General features: G+C 33.8%; 21 protein-coding genes and 1 tRNA gene. 9 read left to right on the forward strand and 13 right to left on the reverse strand.

The window, feature by feature from the left end; translation table 11 throughout:
• Positions 1-38 precede the first annotated feature (38 nt).
• The gene (locus WCG23_09470) at positions 39-167 is read right to left on the reverse strand and encodes a hypothetical protein (GenBank protein MEI8390099.1); all 129 of its coding nucleotides are present in this window, start codon (positions 165-167) and stop codon (positions 39-41) included.
• A gap of 121 nt (positions 168-288) precedes the next feature.
• Here WCG23_09470 and WCG23_09475 point away from each other — a divergent pair, with 121 nt between their 5' ends.
• On the forward strand, positions 289-1,287 hold the full coding sequence (locus WCG23_09475) for a GDP-mannose 4,6-dehydratase (protein ID MEI8390100.1): 999 nt from the start codon (positions 289-291) through the stop codon (positions 1,285-1,287).
• Positions 1,288-1,311: 24 nt separating this feature from the next.
• On the opposite strand, the gene WCG23_09480 is transcribed toward WCG23_09475, so the two are convergent.
• A complete protein-coding gene (locus WCG23_09480; GenBank protein MEI8390101.1) occupies positions 1,312-2,070 on the reverse strand; it encodes a hypothetical protein in 759 nt (252 codons plus the stop codon).
• 107 nt (positions 2,071-2,177) lie between these two features.
• Between WCG23_09480 and WCG23_09485 the strand changes: the two genes are divergently transcribed.
• Both WCG23_09485 and WCG23_09490 read left to right on the forward strand, forming a co-directional pair.
• Positions 2,178-2,262: transfer RNA gene (locus WCG23_09485), tRNA-Ser, on the forward strand.
• 459 nt (positions 2,263-2,721) lie between these two features.
• The gene (locus tag WCG23_09490; protein MEI8390102.1) at positions 2,722-3,660 is read left to right on the forward strand and encodes a hypothetical protein; all 939 of its coding nucleotides are present in this window, start codon (positions 2,722-2,724) and stop codon (positions 3,658-3,660) included.
• A gap of 89 nt (positions 3,661-3,749) precedes the next feature.
• Here WCG23_09490 and WCG23_09495 read toward each other — a convergent pair whose 3' ends face one another.
• Complete coding sequence (locus WCG23_09495) at positions 3,750-3,893, reverse strand: hypothetical protein (GenBank protein MEI8390103.1); 144 nt, start codon at positions 3,891-3,893, stop codon at positions 3,750-3,752.
• A gap of 312 nt (positions 3,894-4,205) precedes the next feature.
• On the reverse strand, positions 4,206-4,817 hold the full coding sequence (wrbA, locus tag WCG23_09500) for an NAD(P)H:quinone oxidoreductase (protein MEI8390104.1): 612 nt from the start codon (positions 4,815-4,817) through the stop codon (positions 4,206-4,208).
• 275 nt (positions 4,818-5,092) lie between these two features.
• On the opposite strand from wrbA, the gene WCG23_09505 reads away from it, so the two are divergent.
• Both WCG23_09505 and WCG23_09510 read left to right on the forward strand, forming a co-directional pair.
• Positions 5,093-5,248, forward strand: a complete 156-nt coding sequence (locus WCG23_09505) for a hypothetical protein (GenBank protein MEI8390105.1) — start codon at positions 5,093-5,095, stop codon at positions 5,246-5,248.
• 184 nt (positions 5,249-5,432) lie between these two features.
• Positions 5,433-8,702, forward strand: coding sequence for a hypothetical protein (locus WCG23_09510; GenBank protein MEI8390106.1), 3,270 nt, complete (start codon positions 5,433-5,435; stop codon positions 8,700-8,702).
• Between the two features lie 596 nt (positions 8,703-9,298).
• Here WCG23_09510 and WCG23_09515 read toward each other — a convergent pair.
• The 8 genes from WCG23_09515 to murA all read right to left on the reverse strand — a co-directional run bounded on the left by WCG23_09515 (position 9,299) and on the right by murA (position 17,662).
• Complete coding sequence (locus WCG23_09515) at positions 9,299-10,198, reverse strand: NAD(+)/NADH kinase (GenBank protein MEI8390107.1); 900 nt, start codon at positions 10,196-10,198, stop codon at positions 9,299-9,301.
• The gene (locus WCG23_09520) at positions 10,164-11,018 is read right to left on the reverse strand and encodes a TlyA family RNA methyltransferase (protein MEI8390108.1); all 855 of its coding nucleotides are present in this window, start codon (positions 11,016-11,018) and stop codon (positions 10,164-10,166) included. The genes WCG23_09515 and WCG23_09520 overlap by 35 nt, the downstream gene beginning before the upstream one ends.
• A gap of 149 nt (positions 11,019-11,167) precedes the next feature.
• Positions 11,168-12,865 (reverse strand): TolC family protein, encoded by a 1,698-nt coding sequence (locus WCG23_09525; GenBank protein ID MEI8390109.1) that lies wholly within the window; start codon positions 12,863-12,865, stop codon positions 11,168-11,170.
• A 23-nt stretch (positions 12,866-12,888) separates the two neighbouring features.
• The gene (locus tag WCG23_09530) at positions 12,889-13,338 is read right to left on the reverse strand and encodes a MarR family transcriptional regulator (GenBank protein MEI8390110.1); all 450 of its coding nucleotides are present in this window, start codon (positions 13,336-13,338) and stop codon (positions 12,889-12,891) included.
• A 302-nt stretch (positions 13,339-13,640) separates the two neighbouring features.
• Positions 13,641-14,024 carry a response regulator gene (locus WCG23_09535; protein MEI8390111.1) on the reverse strand — a complete coding sequence of 128 codons (384 nt, stop codon included), beginning with the start codon at positions 14,022-14,024 and terminating at the stop codon, positions 13,641-13,643.
• A 27-nt stretch (positions 14,025-14,051) separates the two neighbouring features.
• Entirely contained in the window at positions 14,052-15,698 is a 1,647-nt protein-coding gene (locus WCG23_09540; GenBank protein MEI8390112.1) for a GAF domain-containing sensor histidine kinase, read from the reverse strand.
• A gap of 218 nt (positions 15,699-15,916) precedes the next feature.
• The gene (locus tag WCG23_09545) at positions 15,917-16,255 is read right to left on the reverse strand and encodes a hypothetical protein (GenBank protein MEI8390113.1); all 339 of its coding nucleotides are present in this window, start codon (positions 16,253-16,255) and stop codon (positions 15,917-15,919) included.
• 84 nt (positions 16,256-16,339) lie between these two features.
• Complete coding sequence (gene murA, locus WCG23_09550) at positions 16,340-17,662, reverse strand: UDP-N-acetylglucosamine 1-carboxyvinyltransferase (GenBank protein MEI8390114.1); 1,323 nt, start codon at positions 17,660-17,662, stop codon at positions 16,340-16,342.
• Between the two features lie 631 nt (positions 17,663-18,293).
• On the opposite strand from murA, the gene ftsH reads away from it, so the two are divergent.
• Complete coding sequence (ftsH, locus tag WCG23_09555; GenBank protein ID MEI8390115.1) at positions 18,294-20,135, forward strand: ATP-dependent zinc metalloprotease FtsH; 1,842 nt, start codon at positions 18,294-18,296, stop codon at positions 20,133-20,135.
• Positions 20,136-20,147: 12 nt separating this feature from the next.
• Positions 20,148-21,539: an NADPH-dependent glutamate synthase gene (gene gltA, locus WCG23_09560; protein MEI8390116.1), complete on the forward strand. Its 1,392-nt coding sequence runs from the start codon at positions 20,148-20,150 to the stop codon at positions 21,537-21,539.
• Here gltA and WCG23_09565 read toward each other — a convergent pair.
• Positions 21,536-23,335, reverse strand: a complete 1,800-nt coding sequence (locus tag WCG23_09565) for a hypothetical protein (GenBank protein MEI8390117.1) — start codon at positions 23,333-23,335, stop codon at positions 21,536-21,538. The two genes, gltA and WCG23_09565, sit on opposite strands and share 4 nt — an antisense overlap.
• A gap of 309 nt (positions 23,336-23,644) precedes the next feature.
• On the opposite strand from WCG23_09565, the gene WCG23_09570 reads away from it, so the two are divergent.
• Both WCG23_09570 and WCG23_09575 read left to right on the forward strand, forming a co-directional pair.
• Entirely contained in the window at positions 23,645-24,847 is a 1,203-nt protein-coding gene (locus WCG23_09570; protein MEI8390118.1) for a TOPRIM nucleotidyl transferase/hydrolase domain-containing protein, read from the forward strand.
• Positions 24,848-24,947: 100 nt separating this feature from the next.
• Complete coding sequence (locus tag WCG23_09575; GenBank protein ID MEI8390119.1) at positions 24,948-25,934, forward strand: hypothetical protein; 987 nt, start codon at positions 24,948-24,950, stop codon at positions 25,932-25,934.
• Positions 25,935-25,967 lie beyond the last annotated feature (33 nt).

The raw sequence follows: 25,967 nt of genomic DNA on the forward strand, positions 1-25,967 counted from the left end.
TCAGAAGAAAAACTAAAAAAACGAAAACTCTGCGTACTTTAATTCCCGATAGAACCTAATAATCTGGGTATTAAATCTGATTTAGGGTTGGAATCTGAAAGACTCAAGTGATCAGAAAGAGTTTTTAGCTTTCCGTCTGAACCATAAACTTTTGTGGTTGCTTTCATGCAGGGGGTTCCCTCTTTTTTTGCAGTGCATAGTTTATGCCTTTAAATAGTCAACTGCATAATGGAAATCCTTTAATTTACACTCACAATATAAAACTATGAATTGAGGATTTTCACGCAAATGAAAAAGAATTTTTTAATAACCGGAGGTGCCGGATTTATCGGAAGCAATTTGATTGACAGGTTGATATTTTACGGTGAAGACATAAATATTATATGTGTCGATAATTTTGACACTTTCTATTCAGAAAAATTTAAGCAAAATAACATTTGCCTCCATAGAAGAATGCATAATTATAAGCTTTATGTAGAAGATATTACTGATTATGCAAAGTTAAGAAAAATTTTTCAGATGCATGAAATAACTCATATAATACACCTTGCCGCAAAGACAGGCGCCGGCTTATCAGTTGAAAAACCTGAAGATTACTTTAAAACCAACGTAAATGGAACGCTGAATCTGCTTAAACTTGCAGCAGAATTTGAAATAAAAAAATTTATATTTGCATCCTCAAGTGCTGTTTATGGTGACAAAAAAAATATTGCCCTAAAGGAAGATATGAAAATAGGAATGCCTCTATCACCTTATGCGGCTACAAAAACAGCAGGTGAGCAAATTTGCCATACATACAGCCATTTATATGGAATTAATACAATTTGCCTTAGACTTTTCAGTGTTTACGGTCCTCGTCAAAGACCTGCTTCCGCTATACATAAATTCTCCAGACAAATTGCAGAAGGCAAACCCTTACAAGTTTTTGGACATGGCAAAACAATAAGAGACTATACCTATATTGATGATATCAGTCAGGGAATTTTAGCTTCCATTGACTATGATAAATCAATTTTTGAAATTATTAATCTCGGAGAATCAAAGCAGATAAATCTAAACTCTTTAATAGACCTGCTTGAAGTAAATTTAGGGAAAAAAGCGATAATCGAAAAAAGAATTTTGCAACCCTATGACGTGCCTGTAGCCTACGCTGATATTTCTAAAGCAAAAGAGCTTCTTGGCTATCAACCATCCACTTCAATCAAACGGGGATTGAAAAAATTTATTACGTGGTTTAAAGAATTTTATAACTATTGTCCTTGCGAAACAGAAATTCTGAAAAAATAAGTGTAATTAGCTAAAAGTTATACATTAATTTTTTGACAGATTATTATTAATATTTAAAAAAAGTTCGTTAATTATTGTCATCGGAATATTATAATTCCCATCAGTCGGTGTAACACGCACATAGGTGGAATTGTCATTAAAAGGTGCGACCAGAATGAAGATTTCCTGCCCTGAAGGGAGTTTTGCAATTATTTGACCTCTTTCGGTATTATAAGAACTCAAAGTTATCCCCACGGAAGAAAACGCTGTTATTGTTGATTTTAATGTATCTGCGTATGTATAACGATAATTTTTAATTAAATTTGTGAGTGATACAGAATTATTTACTTTATTTGCAGTGTTTGTTTTCAGGGGATTTGTTTGAACAACAACTGACTTAATATTGTTATTATTTGGAGAAGCCGGTTTAATAATTTTTTGAGTAGTCGTTGCATTAATTAATTTAAGATTATTAAGATCAGATGCTGTTGTAACAACAGAAGCAGGCTGCCTATAAGTTACAGGTGCGGTTTTTTGGGGCTGTGTAGATGTAACGGCAGAATTCGGTTTAACTACTTTTATCTGAACAGTTCCTGTTGAAACTGATTTGGATTGTGGATGTTCTGTCTTTGTATCAAGCGGCGGAAGAAATTTATCATTAATTTTAAAAGTTTTCGGCAGTATAAAATTTTTGCCTGAATTTGCTTGAGCGTTTACTGAAAGTTTTAGCTCGCATAATAACAGCGAGATTGAAAGTATTACCACTATTTTTATTAATGTTTTAAGCAATGCAAAATTTTCCATTCTATATCTTAATAATATTTCTATTTATTATATAACTCTTTTTAAAATATGAAATAAAAACTTTACCTTGACTATAATCTTAATACTGTAAGATAATTAACTTTATTGGAGAGGTGTCCGAGTGGTTTAAGGTGCAGACCTGGAAAGTCTGTGAGGTGCAAGCCTCCGCGGGTTCGAATCCCGCCTTCTCCGTATTTCATCCTCATTAAGAGGACTTGATCCTCTTAAATTATAACTCCGCTAGTGGCGGGGTTTTTTCATTTTAAAAGTATATGTTTATTCGGTTACAGTGATAATTTATAATTTGCGAAGTCGGAAATGCCACCCAAAGCCATATATAATCTTGATTTCATGCTTGTTTCGAAGTCCGAGATAACTGCGAAAATTAAAGCAAATTTTTCCCAGTTTTCCGTTGGAAATATGCAAAAAAGCCGGAAGAACTCGGAAGCAGTCGGAAGTTATCAGGGATGTTGAGATGAAATTCTGAAATGGATGAATTCAAGACAAAAATCTAAAAATATGCTTTTTGTCTCAAACTTGGTGTTACTTCGTATCAAATTAACTGTTACTTTACATAGGCAATTTTAAGTTTTTTTTGTTTTTATACTTATATATCGATTTTAAAATATGGAAAAGTGAAATTTAATTTTTATGAAAACAAATATTTTTAGAGAATTAAGATTACAAATAGGTGAGTTGTCAAGACCAACTTTGAAAAAAGTTTCTAAACAGGTTGAAGGAATCCCTGTTGTAAGTAGGACAGCAGCTGATTGTGCAGAGAGTTTAGGACGAGCCCAAGTTGCAGTTCAGAGAAATACCCCTATTGGATTAGAGAATCTTACAGAGCCCATTTCAGGAAGTGCAAAAAATTATTGTTACCTTGTTCATGCTGTAAGTCCTTATAATCTGGAGCCCGGTTCAGAATTTTTTAAAAAACCAAAAGTATCCTGTTCAGTAATAAATGATGAACATCCAGAAACTTATGGTGAATTTGGTTTTATTTTAGGTACAATTCCACAAAATATTCAAAATATGTTACCAGAAGCTGGAGGAACAAAAGTTGATGCGCTGATTAAGGTTCTTGGAGGGAAAGTGACAAGTACAATAATGCATCTAAGTGAGCTTCTTTCAAAAACACAGGTTGGCAGATATAATGAAGTTGTTGTAACTCGCAATCCTTATACTAAAATTAAAGGTGTGTTTTGCAAAGTTCTACCTGATGGAAAATCAGTTTCACAAGAAGCATATAATAAAGCATTATCATTATCAAGAAAGCATAATTGTCTACTTGTTTTAATACCAGAGAGAGCTACTCCTTTTAAAGTTTCCATAAATGAGCATTTTTCTGATGCTCAACATTATATTTGTATAAAAGATAATGGATTAACTTATTATATTGAGCTGGGAAATAAAATAAATCCCGATAATCCATTCCGTATTGCCTCTTCAAATAAAATAAGAGCAATGGAAAAAGATGAATTTGAACGTATATTAGGTTTAGCTGAACAAAATATTCCAGAAGCTCAAAAAGTAAAATTTAGAAATGAAATAGCAAATGCTAGAGATCGTTTTCAGCAATCACAAAAATAAATATAAATTTTCATCTCAGACTAGCTGATAATTTGTCTCAGAGTGGGTGATAATTTACATTTTCATTTTAAAAGCAATTAAACTGAAGTTTACTTATAAGCTTCTATGCCATTAACAAATATTTCAAGCGTATTAACAACTTCTTCCATACTTTTTGACTGTTCCGAAAGTTGTTCGGAGAGGGATGCGCTTTCTACTGCATTTGCTGCATTAAATTGCACAACTTCATCCATCTGAGAAATTGCTTTATTAATCTGAATAATCCCGTTAGCCTAACTTTTAGCATCTATTATGTTTTTGTTGTCAAATTAAGCTTGTTTATCAGGTTCATGAAAACTCTTAACCTATTTCGTAATATACAAAATAATTCTTAATATAGACACTCTAATATATTAAACATTAATTGCAGTTTTATCAATGTTTTCATCAATTTAGTTACCATATTTTTAACATAAATTTGTACAAAACATGCCGGAAGTTATTTATAGGACTCTATAATCTTTTCGAGGTTATCTTTTCAGTTTTTTCTTCTTAAATTAAGTATTTTAAACACTGGATATTTTCTTTGTAACTTCAGCTATTCTTTTGCCGAAAGCTTTTGCAATAGCGGATTCATCTTGAGAAATAGGCCTGTCAGATTTAATACCAGCCACATGGCTCGGACCGTAGGGTGTTCCTCCTGAGGTTGTTGTTACAAGTTCGGATACCGAATAAGGCACACCGATAACTATCATCCCAAGATGGAATAAAGGCAGCATTGCAGATACAATAGTTGTTTCCTGCCCTCCATGAAGGCTCGCTGTTGAAGTAAATACTCCTGAAACTTTGTTTTCAAGTTTACCCTGCGACCATAATGAACCTGTTTGATCTATAAAATTTCTTACTTGAGCGCAAACATTACCGTATCTGGTCGGAGTTCCCCATATTATTGCATCATAATCTGCAAGTTCATTCAGTTCTACAAAAGGAATGTGGCTTTGTTTTTCTTTTGCTTCCAGAATTTTGGGGTTATTTTTTGTTGCTTCTTCCGGTAATAAATCAGGCACTTGTTTTATTACAACTACTGCACTTTCAACTGATTTAGCACCTTCTGCTATATGTTTTGCCAATTCAAAAGTATTTCCGTACATGCTGTAATAAACAATCAGGATTTTCATTATATAATTCCTTAAATTTAAACTAATTTATTCAGTTTTGTTCAAATATTCAACTTAATAAACTGCACAACTGATTATAAAAGATACGAACAAAAATTTTTTTACTTGTCTTCATGCTGCTTAATTGTAAAGTTATAAAACTCATCATTTTTTCTTTGTCTTTGTAACAAAGTGTTTCGATTTCATTAAGAATTCAAGAAAACATTAAATATTTTTGATAAATGAGTCGAAAGAATATATATAAGGAAGGAAATTTTAAAAGGAGTACATAATTAATGACTAAAAAAACTTTTGAGCAAGAAATAATTTCTGATGAAATTAGAAAACTTATTTCTGATGTGGACAGATTTATTGTAAAAAAAGATACCCTGAAAAATGAATTGAGTGACCTGTGGAAGCAATCAGTTCTGGGTTTGACGTGTAATAACTAAAAAAATGTGATGTGTTAAGGACTAAAAGGTTTGTCGTTTTGACAAACCTTTTTTTTAATTTTGTTATCGCTCTTGTCAATGTTTTATAATACAATTTATAATTATACTCAACTCAAATTTGTTTTTGGCACAAATCTTGAATCGGTATAAAGAAAAGAGTTGGAAAAACGAAGGGAATTAGCAGATGATATGTCCTCGCTGTAAAGGAGAAAATATTGAAACCTCTACAGTTTGCTCACATTGCAAATTAAAACTAAAATCTGTTTGCCCAAGATGTAAATCTTTAAATAGACTCGGGCAAAGTGCTTGCTCTAACTGTAATTTAAAGCTTATAAGATTTTGTCCGCAGTGCAAATCTCCTAATTTTCCGAATGCTCATAATTGCAGAAAATGCAATTACCAGCTTCTAAAACCAAAAATAAATTTCCAACAAGAACTTCCCTCCGAACAAACAACTCCTGTTCAAAAAAATCCTCCAAGCGAGCCAATTCCTCAAACAATAAATCTTCAGCAGGAACTTTCCGCAGAACAAGTAACTCTGGATCAAAATACACTTCAAGTTGAAACAAACCTTCAACAAATTGAAATAATTACAACCGAAACATCAGACCGGGAGCCTGAGAAACACTTTTCTGAAGAAAAAGCGGAAGCAACAGAACACGAACAAACACAACAACATGAAAAAGCTATAGATACTCAGAATATTCCTCCAAAAACAAATGTGCAGGAATTATCAAGAACCGACGCTAATGAAACAATAATAAAGGCATTAAAATCTGCTGAGCAGGGTTTTATATTGGATTTGTCAGCTCCTGACGGTGCAGGTAAGTCAACGCTTGTATCAAGTATTATTCAATCTTTACAACAAGAAAACTTTATCTGGTTAATCGGATTCTGCCAGCCTCTAAACCAACTTTTACCTTATTCGTTTTTTCAAGACCTCTTTAAAAAGCTTTTGGGCTTGCCTTTATTTGTATCAAATATTGATGAATCAAGAGATGCACTAAATACATTGCTGAAAACAAATATAGGGATAACTGACCCGCGCATAAATAACATTTTTAACAGATTTTTGTTTAATGATTTCAATGAATGTTCAACAAATATAGATATTAACAGGGACGAAATATTCAACGCAATAAAGTATGTTATTGATGCTATAAACATACAGGCAAATATTACAATTATCATTGAAGACTTTGAATACATTGACAGCGCTTCATTGGCGTGTCTGAAGAACCTTTTAAAAAGGGGATTTCTGAATAAAAAGAATTTTATCCTGATTAACCACAATCAGAGCGCAGACTTAAACGAACAATTCCCGCTGGAAAATCTAAAAAAGAAAATATTGTCAATTTCTTTAAAATCTATGACTCCGGATGATTTAAACTTATCTTTACTGGGAATGCTTAACAATCAAGACGTAATCCCAGCTAAAATTAAAAACAAAATATTTCAATATTCAAAAGATGCTCCGTTATATATGGAGCAGGCATTATGGTATTTATTCCAGACAGGCGCAATAGTATCAACCGAAACAACTTTTTCTTTCAATCCGCAAGCCGAAAATATTGAAATGCCTCCTGATTTGGATGAACTTATATCCGCAAGAATAAGGCTTATTAGCAATGCTTCACCTGAAGCAATAAGAATAATTATGTCAGCAAGTTTATTCGGGATTAAATTTATTCCTTCTTTTGTACAAATGATTTCTCAAGTAGAAGAACAGCAGTTTAATCAGCTGTTGCAAATGTTGATAAATAACGGAATTTTCGCAGCAGTTGACCAGTTCAATGTGAGATTTAAACATAACTGGATATGGAAAGTAGTATACGAACAAAGTTTTGCAGAAGAACATATTATTGATTGCGGAACAAGACTTCTGGGACTGTATGAAAAATATACAACGAACACAAGCAGCGCAATTTTGGCACGCCATGCAGAAGAAGCCCAACTAAAAAAAGAAACTTATATTTATTACAATCTTGCGTCACAAGAATCTTTTAATTTTGGAGATCCCTCAACATTTACGGATTACCAGAATAAAATTATTGAATTACTGCCTGAAACAGGTCTTTCTGATGAAGAAAAAAACGAATACAAACTGAATATAGAAGAACAAATCGGCAAAATAAACTGTGAATTTAACCCTAATATAGCTGTAAATTATCTTTCAAATGCAATAATAAACCAGGAAAAGAAGAATAATTCAGTTAAAATTATTGAATTGACAGGCTACATTGCAAGAAGTTGCGAGATTTCAGGTAATTTTTCCGGAGTAATTGAATGCTGCGATAAAGCATTATCTCTTATCGACAGCAACAAATACCCGCTGGAAACTATATTATTGAATTACTACAAACTCGAATCAACTTTTAATCTGGGCAGATTTGAAGAAACAATTATTAATGCAACTAATGAAGTACTCCCTAAATTGAACAAATACATAGCAAATAATAAAACTATCAGAGGCATAAGTATTTCTGAGCTGAAAAATATTGAATTTGAAGCAGAACTTACTCTGGCAAAAGCTTATGTTTATCAAGGCAATAAACAGGCTCTGGAATTAACGGGAAGCCTTATATCAAAAGCTCAAAAAGAAAATTTTACAGAATATGAGCTGCAGGCATTATTTTTGCAGGCATTATTCATGACAATACAAGGCAATAAAAATGCTTGTAATGAAACATTTACAGTCATTAAAGAAAAACTTGACGCAATAGAAGCTCCGGATAAATTCAAATTATACTGGTATTTTATAGTTATTATTTCTAATATAACAGGCGGTAATTTTAAACAACTCAAAGAGCTTTGCAATTCGGCGATTATAATGGCAAACGTATACAATGAATATAATATTTTAACACTTCTAAAATTAATTCTGGGAAGATATCACGAAGAATACGGACAATTTAAAGAAGCTATAAATTATTACGATGAAATTGTAAATTACTGCTCTGAGAAAAAAATGGCAACAGGGGCATTATTTTCCTGGTATCTCGCCTCAAATCATGAAGCAAAAATAGGAAGTCAGGAACGAGCTGTTGAAATAGCCGAACGAGCTGTTGAAGTCGCACAAAAACCTAATATTACCAATTATCTTGCAGAAATTCTTCTGCATAAAGTTATAGCTAAAGTAAGAACTTCAAAAAGAGATTTTGAAGGCGCGCAAATTAATATAGAAACAGCAATAAATCTTGCAGAAAAAAATAACTTATTAATATGTCTTGTGGACTTATATATAACTTTTGGACAAGTTTACAGGCAAAACGCTGCTGTTAATTTTGAACAAAGACAAAATAGTGCAAATATAGCTAACAGACTGTATACTAAAGCCCTTTCCTTTGCAGAACAAATTGATGATCATTACTTAATGTCTTTAGCCGAAAAAGAAATCTCGGAACTCGGTTATTTCTGCAAGCAATCAGGTTTTAATCTTGAAAATATCTCCTAATAACAATTCGCCTGAGCGACTCACAGGAGCGTAAGAATCTTTGCAACTTCAATACAATCTAAATAGATTGCCACGTCAGCTCTTCGAGCTTCCTCGCAATGACAGTTTGATTAATTTATTTAGCAATTCGAGTTAAATAGTGGAAATCTAAATGAATATTGGTATTGTCATTCTGAGGGCTAAAGCCCGAAGAATCTGTCCAAAAAAGTATTTAAGCTTAAAACCCAAAAAGGACAGATGTTTCGCTTTGCTCAACATGACAATAAGAAAATTAATTGGCAATACAATCTAAATAGATTGCCACGTCAGCTCTTCGAGCTTCCTCGCAATGACAGTTTGATTAATTTATTTAGCAATTCGAGTTAAATAGTGGAAATCTAAATGAATATTGGTATTGTCATTCTGAGGGCTAAAGCCCGAAGAATCTGTCCAAAAAAGTATTTAAGCTTAAAACCCAAAAAGGACAGATGTTTCGCTTTGCTCAACATGACAATAAGAAAATTAATTGGCAATACAATCTAAATAGGTTGCCACGTCGGCTCTTCGAGCCTCCTCGCAATGACAGATTAGCAATTTAGTGCAATAATAAATGATTTCTAAGAACTCGGGGAAACGCCCCAGTGGAGTTTTTTTCGCAATATGCTGTAAAAACCGCTTTCTTCTTCATCTTCAATATGGATTAAAAAAGCCTTGTTTTCATATTTTCCTATACTGATTGTGTCATTTCCTGATATTTTTATGTTTTCCTGCCCGTCGGAAGTAACATAAACAGATTCAATATCGCTGTTTATTTTCACTGTAATATTTTCGGAAGCAGGGATTACTATAGGTCTTGTTGTTAGAGTATGAGGACATATCGGCACAATCACAAAAGCTTCTAACTCTGGAACTACAACCGGTCCTCCCGCTGAAAGTGTATAAGCCGTTGAGCCTGTAGGTGTAGAAATAATTAAGCCGTCCGCTATATAATCACATACGTGCTTATCGTTTATATAAAGAAACAACTGCATTGTTCTAGAGACATCTCCGCCTTTTATAACAACGTCATTTAGTGCTATTTGCGTTTTTATTTCGTTCGTAGAGACAACTGACTTAATCATGAGTCTTTCTTCTATGGAAAATTTGCCCGACAAAATTTTATCTATGCCTGCTTGCATGCCTGACGGGATGAGTTGGGAAAGAAAACCGAGTCTTCCTGTGTTTATTCCGAACAAAGGTATATTATACGGCGCAAAAAATCTTGCAGCCCCCAGAAAAGTGCCGTCTCCGCCTATAATAAATGCCATAGTTATATCAGGTAATTCAAATTCATGTTTTTTTTGTTTTCCGGAGATTGCCAGCATTTTAATACATGAAAAACCCTTAGAAATAAGTATTTTTTCAAGGTTTTCTGCTACAGGCTGCGCTGTTTTGTGATCGGTATTAAAAATAATACCAATTTTTGAAAGGTTAAGCGTCTTATTATTTGCTGATTTTATTCGGGTTAAAGTGTTCATGCGCTTTCTCTACTATTTCTGTAATTGTATTTTCGAATTCCTGTTTGTCAAAATCATTGTCCTGATTATGGTTTTTCAGGCAAACCAGATATTCTATATTTCCCGCAGGACCTTGTATCGGAGAGTACGTTAAATGTACAGGGGAAAGATTAATTGTGCAAGCAAAATCAATTATATTTTTAATTACATTAACATGAATATTTTTATCTTTGACCACACCGTTTTTGGGTACCTGATTTTTTCCCGCTTCAAACTGGGGTTTTATAAGAGCTATTATTTCCTGTTTTTCAGGATTCATTAACTTTGTAATATTCTCAAGAACTTTTATTATAGAGATAAAAGACAAATCCATTGCGCAAAATTCGGCAAATTCGACAGATAAATCTTTATAAACTTCTTCGGAAGAAACTTTTCTAATATTCGTTCTTTCAATAACAACAACCCTATTATCGTTTCTAAGTTTCCATGCAATTTGCCCGTAACCCACATCTACCGCGTAAACCTTTGCAGCCATACTTTGAAGCATGCAATCAGTAAATCCACCTGTAGAAGCCCCGGCATCAAGACAAATTTTGCCATTAATTTTTATATCAAATTCTTTTAAAGCTTTTTCCAGCTTAAAGCCGCCCCTGCTAACGTAAGGACTTGATTCAACTTCAATAATCTGAGGTTTGTCAGTCTTGATTTGTGTCCCTGCTTTTGTTAAAACTTCTCCGTTTATTCTTACTTTGCCTGCAAGAATTGCCCCTTGAGCCTGATTTTTTGTTTCAAAATAGCCTTTTGATACAATATAATTATCTAAACGTTCTTTATTAGTCATAAATTACCTATTTTACTCGAATTGATAAATCGCCAAAATCGTCATTGCGAGCATAGCTAAGCAATCTATAAAAAATAAAATTGATTGCCGCGTCGAGTCTAAGGCCTCTGCTCGCAATGACGCATAAATTCAATTACAATCAATTCGAATTATTTTGAAGTTTCACAATTGCTGCTATTAAATCCATTCAATATATTATTTACCGAAATTACGCCCATTTCAAACAATAATTCTACTTGCGAAATATTATACGAAACAACTGCATTCAAATGGTTAATTTTGGCAGATGTATAAGTAGTTTGAGCTTGAAGAACATCAATAAATGTCCCTATCCCTGCCCTTAGCCTTACTACTGCAATATTTCTGCTTTCCGCCGATGCCTGAACTTCTGACCACGTTGAATCTATAAGACTTCTTGCCGTAACTGTATTAAAAAAAGTTTTTACAATATTTTCATCTATGTCTCTTGATTTATTAATATAAGTTAATTTTGATTCTTCCAGTTGAGCAGACCTTGATTTTATATCTGTATAGCCAAATAATCCCAGTCCCATACCTGCCGGATAGTCAACCTCCAAAGGTCTTCTCATTGCTAAGTTCCAACCTACAGCCACTCCAACAAATCTGTTAGGGCCGATACTGCTTTGAAAAGTCCCCTGCCTCGAAACTTGTCCATATAAGGCTATATCAGGCAAATAATTTGCATAACCCAAATTTCTTTTTTGTCTGGCAGCTTCTATATCAAATTTAGCAGATTGAAGATCAGCCCTGTTAGTCATTGCCAGTTCTTTTGCTCTATCAAGATCAAAACAGTCTTTAAAAATTTCTTTTATTTTTATGTCATTATCATCGGGAACCAGACGGGTAAAAACCGAAATACCGATAATATTTGCCAGCTGCGCCTGATTTAATCTGTATTGATTCTCTGCAAGTGTTAAACTCTGGTTTGCTCTTGCTAAATCTGCCTGCGCTCTCAAAACATCAAACTTTGTTCCTATACCTGCTTCATTTTTTTCTTTGTTAATTCTTAATTGTTCGGTAATTTGTTTAATATTGGTTTTTAGAATTTCAATTCCTCTTTTACTTTCTAAAAGTTCATAATATTTTGTTGCTGAATTTTTCAAGACTTGATCTTTTGTAAATTCCAATTGTTTTTTTTGAGCCTTATATTGAGTTCTTGCAATTTGTAAATCAAAATATTTTCTTATACTTATAAAATAACTGTAATCAAAATTTAATCTGTATGCTGTTTCTTTTACCTGATCGGGAATCACTGTGTTAACAATAAATTCACCGGTATTTTTTTGTATAGTTTGAGCACCGTCAATGTCAGGCAGGAAATTTGCAATTGTCCCGTAATAAATCCATTTATCACTTTCTGCTTTCTGTGCAAAAATTTTAATATTAAAGTTTTTTTCCATAGCAATTTCCAGCGTATCTTTAAGACTTATAGGCTGCTCTTTTTGAGTTAAATCAAAAATAATACTTCCACAAATATCAGGCTTATTTGGATTTGCATTTTTAGGTCTTTCAGCGCGTTTTTCTTTCGGTACTTCTTTAGGCGGCTCATTTTTTTTAAGAAGTTCGTTTAAGGCTGGAAATTCTTGTTCAATAGTTGTCGAATTTTGTTTGGCTGACGGATTTGTTGCAGGATTAGCTGACTGATCCTGCTCTTCAGGATTAATATTTTCAGCATCAGCATTATTTGGCTGTTCCTGTTTGCCAATATTTTGGGTTGTATTTTGAGGTTTATCAAGCATGATTTCTTGAGCAAAACAACAAGCAGTTGCTAAAAAATTAACCGCCACAACAAAAATAAAGATTTTTATTAATTTCTTTATGCTCATTTTTTATACCGATTATAGCTCTACTAAAAATTACCTGTTGAGTTCAAATAAATTTTATTAAGAATAGTTTTTAAAATTTCAATTTCTTCTGCTGTAATCTTTTCTTTAATTTTATGCTGGACTTCTTTTGCTACAGGCAGAAGTTGGACTACTGTATCTTTACCGTCCTGCGTAAGATAAATTTTGAATTTTCTGCGATCTTTTTCATCAGATATTCTAATAATAAGATTTCTTTTCTCCAAAATATCAAGAATTCTTGTAACGGTCGGCTTATCTTTGAATAAAAAATCAGCGATTTGTTTTTGATAAAGCCCGTCTTCTTTGTGAAGATAGGACATAACTGCCCATTGTTCTGGAGTTATGTTGAAATTTCTGGATTTAAATTCTCTAAAAATGAGGTTTTTAATACTTTGTACGGTTTTTCCCATAACATAACTCATACAATCTTCTGTTACAAATTTTTGAGTATCCATATTAATCTACCCCCGTTTAAATAAATATTAGTTAACTCTAATTGCTAAATAAATTAATCTGTCTGTCGTTGAGAGAAAGTTAGAAGAGCTGACTTGGCAAAGCATTTATGGGTTTAATGGATAGATTCTCACGCTCCTGTTAGTCGCTCAGAGTGACAAAAAGAAAAGACTCTAAAGAAATCTTTCGAGATTTTTCTCTCGCTTAGTCTTTGATAATTAAATCAAAAAATGTCTATGGTTGCAATAGCAACTATAGCAAAAACAACCATATATAATATGCGTTTGTTGTTATACTTATTTGTTTATATAATTCCAAAAAATAGTTTAATTTTGTTGATAAATTCCTGAACATTTATAGGTTTGGTTATATAGTCCATGCAACCTGCTTCATTGCATTTTTTTATGTCAGATTCCATTGCATGCGCTGATACTACTATAATCGGGATATTTTGACTTTCTGGAGAAGTCTTTATGCTTTTAATAACTTCAAGTCCGCTAATATCAGGGAGCTGCAAATCCATCAGGATTAAATCAATTTTGTTATAATTCTCCTGAACTGCTTCAAGGGCAAGTTTTCCGTTTATGGCTTCTAATACGTCAAATTTTTGAAAATTTAAAATATCTCTCAACAATTTTAAGTTTATCGGGTTATCCTCAACTATGAGTATTGTTTTTCCGGTTTTCATTTTTCACCTGTGGTTTTCTTTAAATAATTATATATCGACCGGAAGAGTAAAAGTAAAAGTCGCTCCCTTACTTAACTTGCTTTCCAAAAATATTTTTCCGCCGTGAAGTTTCACAAGTTCTTTTGTTATAGTCAAGCCCAAGCCTGTACTTCCCTGTTTTGTTGAATAAGAACTGTCTACCTGTTGAAATTTTCCGAAGATTTTTTCATGAAACTCAGGGGCTATGCCGATTCCGTTATCTTTAACTGATAATCGTAAATTATTGCCGTCTTTTACAGCAATAATTTCGATAATACCACTTTCAGGAGTGAATTTTACAGCGTTGCTTATCAAATTATACAATATCTGATGAAATTTTCTTCTATCAGCAGAGATTTCAAAAAATTTATCTTTGCACTCAAATTTTATATTCTGTTTTTTCTGGACAAGAAGAGGGGAAACTATATTCAAGGCTTCATCAACTGCTGATTTAACGTTAAATATTTCTTTGCTCAGCTGCATCTTTCCTGACTCAATTTTTGACAAATCCAGTAAATCATTAATCATTCCGAGCAAATGCACCCCGCTTGAGTGGATATCTCCGATATATTCAGATTGTTTTTCATTCAATTCACCGAATATCTTGAGATTCAAAGCTTCTGAAAATCCGATAATCGCATTTAAAGGCGTTCTGAGTTCATGCGACATATTCGCCAGAAATTCATTTTTTATTTTATCAGCTTCAAGAATTTTTTTGTTCTGCTCTTTTATAAGTTCAAGGGTCTTTGTTCTTTCTGTGATGTTATCTTTAAGTATTTTTAGCTGCATTTTGAATACTTGACTGAGTTCAGCGTCTTTTATTATGTAAGATGCCGTTGAACTAACTGCTTCCAGAATTGAAACGTCACTTTCTTCGTATTTATCGAATTGATTCTGAATAAGCACAATAAAACCATAAACCGTTTCCCTTATTTTTAAAGGCGAAATTATTGTTGAAAAGTCAAAATCACTTTCATATCCCAACTCTGCTAATATCGAACTGTTAAATTCATTGTGGTTGTGGATTATACTCTTGCCTGTCAAAAGAATATGATTTAGAATCCTGTCTTTGTCCGTAATAGTTTTTTTATGATTAACCTGACAATCATTAAAGCCTGCCTGCATTTTCATCAGCAGGGTATCGCCTTCAAGCAGAAATATAACGGCTCTATCATAATTTATAAGGTTTTTTATCTTTTCCAAAATCTCTGTAAAAATATTTTCTTCCGAAAAACTTTGCCTGTCAATAATCTCCATATTTGTATGAAGGGTTTTTACAAGCCTGTTGTTGAGTTCTTTAAGATTTTGACGTTCAGAATCAGGAAATATAAAGGCAATCAGGTTTTCATCTTTTTTTAAAAATACTGTTTTAGTAAACAAAAAGTCTTTATTTTTTTGTATTACATTAATTTCCGCAGAAATTTCACTGATAACTGACAAATTTTTAATAATTTCAGATACTCTGAAGTCAAAAATTCTTTGCAGGTTTAAATTACTGAATTCATCTTTATTAAAACTCAGTTTCTCAGGCAAATTTTCAGAAAAGTTTACTACTGAACCGTCTTTATTAAATACAATATGAAAAACTTTGTCAGAATTAATAAAAATTTCTGATAAAATTAGGTTATATTCCTGATTCCAGCCTGATAAATTCATAAGATAATTATAATGCTCAATTTAAATAAATTATAAGGTGCCTATAGTGTATGATGTTCCGTTTATATTATTAGTTTTCTTGTTGGCAAGTTTTTTTATGGGAATGTATATCGATAATCTTTTTAAAATACAGTTGCCTATTTTTACTGTATTATTTACTATAATCGGTCTTGTCGGAGGGGTTTGGGCAACTCTTAAGAGAATAAACAAATAATATTTTAAATCTCGAGGCTCTGTTTAATAATATCCGTTGTTATTCCCTGTGCTTTAAGGGAATCAAGAAAATTTTGAGCGACTTGTCTTTGAATATTTTGAGGGACAACTCTTAATAATTCCACCGCCTTTGCCAGTACAGGGTCTTGATCATACCAGCGATTGCCGTTTACATGCTTAACTTTCTCGTAAAAAGATTCTATAGCACCTTTACCGACTTGCTCTTCAATTTTTATCAAGAAAATTTCCGCCTGATCTCTCAAGTCATCCTGAAAATTTCTTAATAATTCCATGACTTCCATTAACAACGGATCATGATCATACCAACGTTTGAACTCGCCCATTCTATTAATTTCCTTAAAATTAAGTTCAATTTAATATTATGTATTATAACTTAATTTTTATTAAGAAATAAATCTTTTTAAAAACTAAATCTGATGGATCTCATCAGAAATAAGTCTAGCATTAATATCACTTTCAGCAAGATTTAATCTTTGAATATCAGCACCGAGTCCTGATAATTTTTCGAGTACTTTTTCATAGCCTCTGTCAATATGATAAAGATCGGTAATTTCTGTAGTACCTTCTGCACACAAAGCAGCTACCATAAGTGAAGCTCCTGCCCTGAGATCACTGGCTTTCACTTGAGCTCCCGTAAGGGATTTCACTCCTTTTACAATAGCTCTGTTGCCTTCTTGCTGTACATTAGCGCCCATTCTTATCAATTCGCCGATTTGTCTGAATCTGTTTTCGTAAATGCTTTCTGTGATAACACTTATTCCCTGAGCAACCGATAACACCGACATGAAAGGCGACTGAAGGTCGGTCGGAAATCCGGGATGCGGTTGGGTAACGATATTAACTGCATTTATAACTTTTCCGCAGGAAACTTCAATGCTGAACGGGTCAAGAATATTTATATCTGCACCCATATCGGTTAGTTTACTGATAACAGCACTCAAATGACTAGGGAAAATATTTCTGATGACTGCTTTTCCTCTTGTTGCAACAACTGCTGCAATATAAGTACCGGCTTCAATTCTGTCGGGAATTGTAGTATAGATTGTCGGATGCAAATCTTTTTGTTTAACGCCGTTAATAACTATTTCAGAAGAACCTGCTCCTGTAACATCTCCGCCTAATGCGTTAAGAAAGTTTGCCAAGTCCACAATTTCCGGTTCCTGTGCGGCATTGCTGATAATAGTAGAGCCTTCTGCCAGTATAGCAGCTATCATAATATTTTCTGTAGCTCCAACACTTGGCCTGTCGAGGTATATAGTCGCACCTACAAGTTTTTTTGCTTTGGCGATGACATATCCGCCTTCAATTTTTACCTGAGCGCCCAGAGCTTCCAAACCTTTAATATGAAAATCTATTCTGCGCTCTCCAATTGAACATCCGCCCGGAAGAGCAACTTTTGCTTCTTTGCATCTTCCTAACAATGCGCCCAATACCGTAAAAGAGGCCCTCATTTTGCTTACCAGCTCATAACCTGCTTCTATACTTGTTAATGTAGTTGCATCTATTATAATTTTCTTTTCAGTCAAGTCATAGTCAACTTTTGCGCCTAAACTTCTGAGGACTTCAACCATAATCTGCACATCAGCAAGCTCGGGAACGTTGTGAATTTCGCATGCATCATCCAACAAAAGTGCGGCTGCCATTAGCTTAAGAACAGCATTTTTTGCACCGCTTATATTAATTTCACCTTTTAACTTTTTACCGCCGTTTATTAAAAACTTCTGATCCAAGAAAGTTTCCTCCTAAAACAAAATCTGTTTTCAATCGTCATGATCTTCGTAAAATAACTTTTATTTTTTATTTGAAATAATATTTTAAATATCATTCAGTCTTAATATTAATATCTACAAATCATTAAGTAAACCTTGATACGGGATTTTTTATTTTTTACTGTCCATAATAGTTGATCTCATTAGATATACAACATTAGTCAAAAGAACTTAACAAAAATCTATAAAATTTAACTAAGATGATTCTATCAAAAGTAAGCGACTATGTTTATCGGCTTATAATATGATTTTTATAATTTCTGACTGCACATAATTTTACATGCTAACACCGCAAGTTAAGCTTCTCAATCTATAGAATGCTAATATACTTTTTACTTAGTTAATAACATCATTATATTTATTTGTATGAATTTTTTCTGATTTATGGCATGATATTTTTGCTTTAAAAAAGTACATTGAATCAAACTAATTTATTCTATTACTTGTATAATTAGTTACTAAGCGGTTAAATATAATTTGTAAAAATAAATTTAATTTGTCATAATAATATTGTAACGATTTGTAACAGATTTAATTCAACAAAATCTTTATATCAAATTTTGAACTTATTAATTCTTTCAGGAGACTATTAATGAAAAAATATCAATCAACGGGCGTATATATAACTTTATTAGTAATAATGATGGCGTTTATAGCTTCTTTAATGACTACAAAAACAGATGTCATAAAGGAGATATCATATTCAACTTTCATAAACAAAGTAATTCATGGGGAAATACAAAAAGCTTCAATCTCTGATGACTTTGTAATAGCAGAATCAAACAAAAATAATTCTCCAAAAGCCGTTAAATATAAAGTTTTAATTCCCCTGAATGACCCTAACCTTATAAGCAAGCTCGAAAACAACAATGTTGACATAAATGTAAATCGCCCGAGCAATTCAGGTCAATGGATAGGACTTATCGGTACATTAATATTTCCTTTATTTTTGCTGATAGCTTTATTTTTGATGTTCAGAAGCGCTTCTTCAGGCGGTTCGCAGGCAATGTCTTTTGGCAAAAGCAAAGCCAAAATGATGCTTGATAACAAAGTTAAAATTACATTTTCCGATGTTGCAGGTATTGATGAATCAAAACAGGAACTTGAAGAAATCGTTGATTTCCTTAAAAATAGCCAGAAATACGTTTCTCTTGGCGCGAAAATTCCCAGAGGCGTTCTTCTTGTAGGAGCTCCCGGAACAGGTAAAACACTTCTTGCAAAAGCTGTTGCAGGCGAAGCCGGTGTGCCTTTCTTCAGTATAAGCGGTTCTGACTTCGTAGAAATGTTTGTCGGGGTCGGTGCTTCACGTGTAAGAGATTTATTTGAACAGGCCAAAAAACATGCACCCTGTATTGTATTCATAGACGAAATCGATGCGGTGGGCAGACAAAGAGGCGCAGGATTAGGCGGCGGGCATGATGAAAGAGAACAAACATTAAACCAGCTTCTTGTTGAAATGGACGGATTTGACGGAACAACAGGAATTATCATAGTTGCAGCTACAAACAGACCTGATATCCTTGATAATGCTTTATTAAGACCGGGCAGATTTGACAGGCAGGTCGTAATTGACAGACCTGACATCCTCGGACGCGAACAAATTCTTCAAGTACACGCAAAAGGCAAGCCTCTTGCTCTTGAAGTAGACTTAAAAGTCCTTGCTAAAAGAACTCCCGGATTTACAGGAGCTGATTTATCAAATTTAATAAACGAAGCAGCACTATTGGCCGCCAGATACGAGAAAACAGAAATAGACATGTCTGATCTGGAATCTTCCATAGATAAAGTCATAGCAGGGCCTGAAAAGAAAAGCCGTATCATAGATGATCACGAGAAAGAGAATACTGCCTATCACGAAGTGGGACATGCTTTGCTGGCGAAACTACTCAAGGGTTGCGATCCGCTTCATAAAGTAAGTATTATCCCTAGAGGCATGGCTCTTGGCGTTACAATGACTTTACCAGAAAAAGATCATCTGACTTTGAGAAAATCCCAGATATTATCAAGAATAGCAATGCTCTTAGGCGGCAGAATTGCTGAAGAAATAACATTTGGTGCTGAAGAAATCTCAACAGGCGCTTCAAATGATATTGAAAAAGCAACCGAATTAATCAGAAGAATGGTTACATCTTACGGTATGAGCGACAAAATCGGACCTGTTGCAATAGGTAAGAAAAACGAACATGTTTTCATGGGCAGGGACTTTGGTGCTGATAAAAACTACTCTGAAGAAGTTGCTTCTATTATTGACAGAGAAATAAAAACTATAATCGAAGAAAGATATGAATTTGCAAAGAAATTACTTCTCGAAAACAAAGATATAATTGAAGAAATAGTAAAAGTTCTTCTGGAAAGAGAAACACTGGACGAAAAAGAAGTTGATGAAATCATCGAAAGAATCCGTTCAGAAAGAAATATGCAGCCAACAGTTTAAAGCAGAAAAACAATGACAAATAATAAAAAAACCAGACAAATACCTCATTCTTTAGACCCTGATTACAGAAACAAGAATTTTGAAGAAGTTGAAAATAACTTTAGAGATGAACAAGCTCAAGCAGAAGCGCAAAGATGTCTTGAATGCAAAAAGCCGAAATGCGTTCAGGGATGTCCTGTAAACGTAAATATTCCGGGATTTATTTCTGAAATCAAAAAAAACCATATTGAAGCGGCGGGAAAAATTATAAGACAGACAAACTCCCTGCCGTCAGTTTGCGGACGTGTTTGTCCTCAGGAAAAACAATGCGAGGGCGCGTGCGTTCTTGGAATAAAAGGCGAACCTGTTGCGATTGGCGCTCTTGAAAGATATACGGGAGACAAAACCCGTGCAGAAATACCTGAAATCAGTCATACAAACAAAAAAATTGCCATTGTCGGTTCAGGATGCGCGGGAATGAGTGCCGCTGCCGATCTGGCAAAAGACGGGCACAGCGTAACAATATTTGAAGCACTTCACTCAACGGGCGGAGTACTTAGATACGGAATTCCGGAATTCAGACTTCCCAGAAAAGTTCTTGACAGAGAAATCGAATACCTTAAAAAGCTTGGTGTTGAATTCAAAACGAATGTCGTCATAGGCAAATCCCTGACTATCAGCGATTTATTTGATGAAGGATTTAAAGCAATTTTTATATGCAGCGGTGCAGGACTGCCGATGCTTTTAAATATTAAAGGTGAAAGCCTGAACAGTGTTTATTCAGCAAATGAATTTCTTACCAGAGTCAACCTGATGAACGCTAATCAGGAAGACTACCATACTCCAATAAGAATAGGCAAAAAAGTTGCGGTAATAGGCGGCGGAAATACAGCGATGGATTCGGCTCGAACTGCAAAAAGAATCGGATTTGACGAAGTTACTATTGTATACAGACGTTCAGAGTCGGAGCTTCCTGCAAGACTCGCAGAAATTGAACATGCTAAAGAAGAAGGCGTGAAATTCATGCTGCTTCACTCACCTGTCGAAATTTCAGGCGAAAACGGTTATGTAAGCGGGTTAAAGCTTCAAGTTATGGAGTTAGGCGAGCCTGACGCGTCAGGGAGAAGAAAACCTATTCCTATCGAAGGAGATATTGTTGATATGGAAGTTGATACAGTAATTGTTGCCTTAGGGACAAGCCCTAATCCTATAATCCAGCGTTCTGTCGTCGAAGAAGGCATTGACATGGAGATAAACCACAGAGGTTATATAGTTACAAATCCTGAAACAAGCGAAACTTCGATTAAAGGAGTTTGGGCAGGCGGTGATATTTCTCCTGCCGGCACATCAAATGCTATTAATGCAATGGGTGCAGGCAAAAAAGCAGCCGCTTCCATCAACGAATACTTAAAGCAAATTAATTAAGCCTGTTTCTGTTGTTCAGGAGCAGACGCATTTTGCTTTTTCAACTGCCAGTAATCCGCAATGAGCGAAAGCCTTGAGTCTTGCTGCTGCGGTATATATTTTTTGATTACATCTTTTGGAATATTTGCATGATGAAGAGTTCTTATAAGCTCGCTGACTTTTATATAGGAAGGAGCGTAATGATCTCCGTCATCAGTATCGTTGTATTTGAAATATCTTTCCCCGTTTTTGTCCTGAACAACACCTGTTAAAAGGATTTCATGCCCTCCCATGCTGGGCGGGTTCTGTTCATCAATAGGAATAATATTTCCTTTTTCATCTTTGTTGATAAAATTTCCTTTTTCGTCTTTTGGAACAATATTTCCTTTGTCATCTCTGTATAAAAGAGTTCCTTTTTCATCAACATCAGTAAGATAACCCACCATGATGTTTTTACCGCGGCTTAATGTTTCTATAAGCTGAGCTTCGGTTGTTTTTGGATCAAAATTATATTTATTGATTTTTGTCATGTTTTCATCTAAATCCACATAGGTTACAGAATCTTTTCCACCTTCATAGTCAACTATTGACTCCATAAAAGCGCCTTCTTCCTGATTAAGCCCTCTGCCATTGCCGGTATCCTCGGAACGGAGGTCGGTTAGAGAGTTATAAGTTTTCTCGCTGCCTTCCTGCATAAAAGTTGACTGAAGCAAAGCATCAACAACAGAGCGTGAGTCTTTTGCCCTGCCGTATTCCTGAATAATTGCTCTCGGATAAGCATTTTCATCGGGGTGTAAAGTGACTTCAATATTATCCGCGTTTAATTTTTTGTAATCGATTTTCCAATCCTGCAATTTTGAAACGGCAGCAGGTAAATCATCCGCTATATTGGAAAATTTGATTTTTGTTTTAACACATTTATCCGGGCTGGTTAGTCTTTCCACATAACGGGCAAACTCAGCAGGTTTTTTGTCTGCTAAATCAAATTCCATGCTTGCAGCAGGGCATGTATGCCCCTTGCTAAAGTTTATTTCTTGGGCTAACTGGATTAAAGAATCATTTTCTGCTTGATATTTTGCTATTTGCGGTATTAATTGCAATGCTTTTTGCGGCTCTTTTGCGGCTTTAGTCTGCATATCCAAAAGTTTTTGAGCATTAGCATCTAAAATATCAGTCAAAGTTGCATTTGAAGAGACAGAAACACCTGCTTTTTCAGCCAACGCAATAGCCCCTTCTTTTATAGATTCAATCGGTGTAATTGTTTTAAGTATTTCTTTTTTTTCAAATTGCGGCTGAGGGTGTTTCTTTTCTTCTTCAAGTTTTTGCTGAACACGTGTATTTTCTTCGTTAATAAGTTGAGGAACTACTGCTTCGGGTATTTTACCGAAATCCTGAGTAATTATATAAGGATCAGCAAGAGTTTTCATGGTTTCTTTAAGTAAGATTTTCGGGTCAAAGCCTCCTGCTCTTGGCTCTGTCATGATTTTGTAAAGATTTTCTATAGTCGAAGAGCCGTCATTTGAATTATTAGAAAGCAGCTTTTTGCTTTCATGAAGGGTTTGCAAGTATTTTTTACTTTCATCATCAACAAATTCGGACAACTGCGAGAACATCTTTGCATAATTTGCAGTATTTACAACGGTATTTCTTGCGGGCAACACCCTGTAAGCAGCATTATCAGGCAAGCTGTTGTTTGAACTTGTCGGATTTTCTGTATTATTAACAACAGGCGGCTGAACAGACGCGTTTGAATCAGAAACAACAGCGTTTCCAAAGTGAACTTTGTTTAAATTGTTTATTTTTAAAAAATTTAACATATTTCCTGAATTTCCTTTTCCTTACATATTTATAAAAACCTGAAAAGTTAATAATTTGCTCTTTTTTTTAATTTTTTTATTAAATAAATATTAAATTTTTTAATCTGATTTTTCTAAAAAACAGCCCTGTTAAGCTTTTTTGTTTTAATATATACTTAAATAAATTTATATAAAATGTAAATTTATGTAAATATCCAATTTGCAAAGGATAAACTTAAAATTAAAGATTATGTAAATCATTTTCAATCATTAATAGAAGTTCAAAATACTCTTATCGGGCTGGAAGCGGATAAAATAGTATTTAAGCCGATGTCTTATGAAGAATTGAGCATATCTTTAGAGCGATTGCAGCGATTTAACAAGCCTTTCAAAAAATTTGACAGAGTGCATAGGGAAATCGTAATTAAACACCTTATTTCTCCTAAAATAAGCCTTAAAAACTATTATAAGTTTTCTTTCGGCACAGTGAATTTTCTTGTTCAGCTTATATGGAACGAATCTGTCAAAGCATTAAATCCTCTTTATGAAGAAAATTATGATTTAAATACATATCTTTTTTATGAAGAAATAAAAGAATTTTCGGCAAAAGAAATTTTAAAGCGTATAGTTTTTTCGGAAAACATTACAGGATTTGCAAAGCCTGCGAATTTTGCGGAATCGGAGTTTATTTGCGAAGAAAATGTATTAAAAGACGTTTTTGAACAAGCAGGAATAACTTTTAGGAATAAATTTTCAACTACAGAAAATCTTGATGCTTTTTCAAAAATCTATATTGAATCAGGCATGAATTATCCTATAAATATTAACGGGTTTTTACAGCTTGCTCAAGCGGATAAAAACCTTTCCAAAAACATAAAAAGGCTTGTATGGCTGAATAAACAAATTAAAAAGCATGATTTGGCTAATGATTTTGAAAAAATATATGAGTTGGCAGAAACTTACAGAAATACAAACTGCTCTAAAAAACCTCTAAAACTGCTTCTTCTTGCTGAGGGGGCAACAGAAGAGGCTTTATTGCCTTTATTTTCTTGTGTGGCGGGAGTTGATTTTGACAAAAGAGGTATAGAGCTTGTTGCTTCAGGCGGAAAAAACCAGGTTGCCAGAATTTATGCAGAAATTAATCAGGAAGTTAATATTCCGATTTTTATAATTTTAGATGCGGATGCGCAGCAGATTGCAGACGAAATCAACAAAATTATCAGGCCTCAAGATAGGCTGTATTTGATTTCTTCAGGAGAATTTGAAGATATTTTGACTGACAACCTGATTTGCAGGGCGGTAAATTCGCACTACGGGCTTGTCGGGAATATAACAAAAGAAGACCTGAACATTAACACCCGCAAAACTGACGCTCTTTCTGCCATATGGAAACAAAAAGGGTTTGGCGAATTTAAAAAAGCTGAATTTGCCCAGATAATCGCAGAAAATATAAAAAATTCATGTGATTTATCAGAAGAAATGCAGAAAATAATCTTAAATATTCAGGAAATGCTTTTAATCCAAACAAAATAATTATTAATTCGTCATTTTTTGCAAAAAAAGGCAATTTTTTGCATGTTTTTGTTTTTATAAATATAAGAGGAAATTGGGGAAAAATAAGAGGAGTTGGGGTATGGTAAATAACAGAATTGAAATTCCATTTGCAAAACTTTCTGACGGCAATTTTATGCGGCAAATATTTAACAATACATTTCAGAAGACAGCAATAACACCCGAAACTGACAATATTTTTGTTACGGGTGCACAAGGAAAAAGTTCTAAAGAGGTTTTGGATGAATATACACAATTTTCTGAGACATTTCACAATCTTAAATCAGATTCCCCCCTTGCAAAGACAATTCAAGCTAAAAATAAAAATAGTAAAAACGGGATTTTTCAAATGCCTTCTTTTGAACAATCTGGTGATTTTGAAGCATGTTTTGGAGTAGATAACAAGTTATTTGGTACAGAGAAAGAGTCCGACTGGAAAAAAGATGAAAAAGAAAGATTTAAAAAAGCTGACGGTAAAACCGGAAATTTTGCACAAGGTGCAACAGCAGATTGCTGGTTATTATCAAGATTGGCTGCAAAAGATGACAGAATTATAAAAAAAGAAAAAGACGGTTCTTTTACTGTTACTTTAAACAATCCTGACAAACAAGAAGAAACTCATAAAATAAAAGTAACTAAAGATGATTTTAGTAATATATCAAATCGAAATTTGTCATCAGGCGATCCTGATGCAAAAATTGTTGAAATTGCTACAAAAAAATTATTTAAATCACTTAAAATAAATAATGGCAGTATTGATTTCAATACTGATAAAAGAGGTTTTAGCTTATTATCAAAAAAATCTTCTACATCATTAGTAAGGGATCCACAACCTAAATATACACCTACTCTTGCAGAAAATAAGCAGCTACAAGAACAGGAATTCAATCACTTAGAAAATCAACTTAAACAACTAAGTTCTACAAGCAAAGCTATTACGGCAAGCACTACTAGTTTTAGTAGCGAGGCTTCATTTTCAGGAAATAATTGTGTAAACACTGATAAACTTGTAATAAATCATGCATATACTATAACTAAAATAGATCCAACTAGTGTTCAGTTAAGTTAAAAGTTTAGAACAAATTTTCTTTTTTCACGTCTT

This window comes from bacterium, assembly GCA_037147175.1.
GTDB lineage: Bacteria > Cyanobacteriota > Vampirovibrionia > Gastranaerophilales > UBA9971 > UBA9971.

Excerpts from the sequence above, each read along its gene's own strand:
- WCG23_09470 (MEI8390099.1), bottom strand. The coding sequence starts at position 167 with ATGAAAGCAACCACAAAAGTTTATGGTTCAGACGGAAAGCTAAAAACT.
- WCG23_09475 (MEI8390100.1), top strand. The coding sequence starts at position 289 with ATGAAAAAGAATTTTTTAATAACCGGAGGTGCCGGATTTATCGGAAGC.
- WCG23_09480 (MEI8390101.1), bottom strand. The coding sequence starts at position 2,070 with ATGGAAAATTTTGCATTGCTTAAAACATTAATAAAAATAGTGGTAATA.
- WCG23_09490 (MEI8390102.1), top strand. The coding sequence starts at position 2,722 with ATGAAAACAAATATTTTTAGAGAATTAAGATTACAAATAGGTGAGTTG.
- WCG23_09495 (MEI8390103.1), bottom strand. The coding sequence starts at position 3,893 with ATGGATGAAGTTGTGCAATTTAATGCAGCAAATGCAGTAGAAAGCGCA.
- wrbA (MEI8390104.1), bottom strand. The coding sequence starts at position 4,817 with ATGAAAATCCTGATTGTTTATTACAGCATGTACGGAAATACTTTTGAA.
- WCG23_09505 (MEI8390105.1), top strand. The coding sequence starts at position 5,093 with ATGACTAAAAAAACTTTTGAGCAAGAAATAATTTCTGATGAAATTAGA.
- WCG23_09510 (MEI8390106.1), top strand. The coding sequence starts at position 5,433 with ATGATATGTCCTCGCTGTAAAGGAGAAAATATTGAAACCTCTACAGTT.
- WCG23_09515 (MEI8390107.1), bottom strand. The coding sequence starts at position 10,198 with ATGAACACTTTAACCCGAATAAAATCAGCAAATAATAAGACGCTTAAC.
- WCG23_09520 (MEI8390108.1), bottom strand. The coding sequence starts at position 11,018 with ATGACTAATAAAGAACGTTTAGATAATTATATTGTATCAAAAGGCTAT.
- WCG23_09525 (MEI8390109.1), bottom strand. The coding sequence starts at position 12,865 with ATGAGCATAAAGAAATTAATAAAAATCTTTATTTTTGTTGTGGCGGTT.
- WCG23_09530 (MEI8390110.1), bottom strand. The coding sequence starts at position 13,338 with ATGGATACTCAAAAATTTGTAACAGAAGATTGTATGAGTTATGTTATG.
- WCG23_09535 (MEI8390111.1), bottom strand. The coding sequence starts at position 14,024 with ATGAAAACCGGAAAAACAATACTCATAGTTGAGGATAACCCGATAAAC.
- WCG23_09540 (MEI8390112.1), bottom strand. The coding sequence starts at position 15,698 with ATGAATTTATCAGGCTGGAATCAGGAATATAACCTAATTTTATCAGAA.
- WCG23_09545 (MEI8390113.1), bottom strand. The coding sequence starts at position 16,255 with ATGGGCGAGTTCAAACGTTGGTATGATCATGATCCGTTGTTAATGGAA.
- ftsH (MEI8390115.1), top strand. The coding sequence starts at position 18,294 with ATGAAAAAATATCAATCAACGGGCGTATATATAACTTTATTAGTAATA.
- gltA (MEI8390116.1), top strand. The coding sequence starts at position 20,148 with ATGACAAATAATAAAAAAACCAGACAAATACCTCATTCTTTAGACCCT.
- WCG23_09565 (MEI8390117.1), bottom strand. The coding sequence starts at position 23,335 with ATGTTAAATTTTTTAAAAATAAACAATTTAAACAAAGTTCACTTTGGA.
- WCG23_09570 (MEI8390118.1), top strand. The coding sequence starts at position 23,645 with ATGTCTTATGAAGAATTGAGCATATCTTTAGAGCGATTGCAGCGATTT.
- WCG23_09575 (MEI8390119.1), top strand. The coding sequence starts at position 24,948 with ATGGTAAATAACAGAATTGAAATTCCATTTGCAAAACTTTCTGACGGC.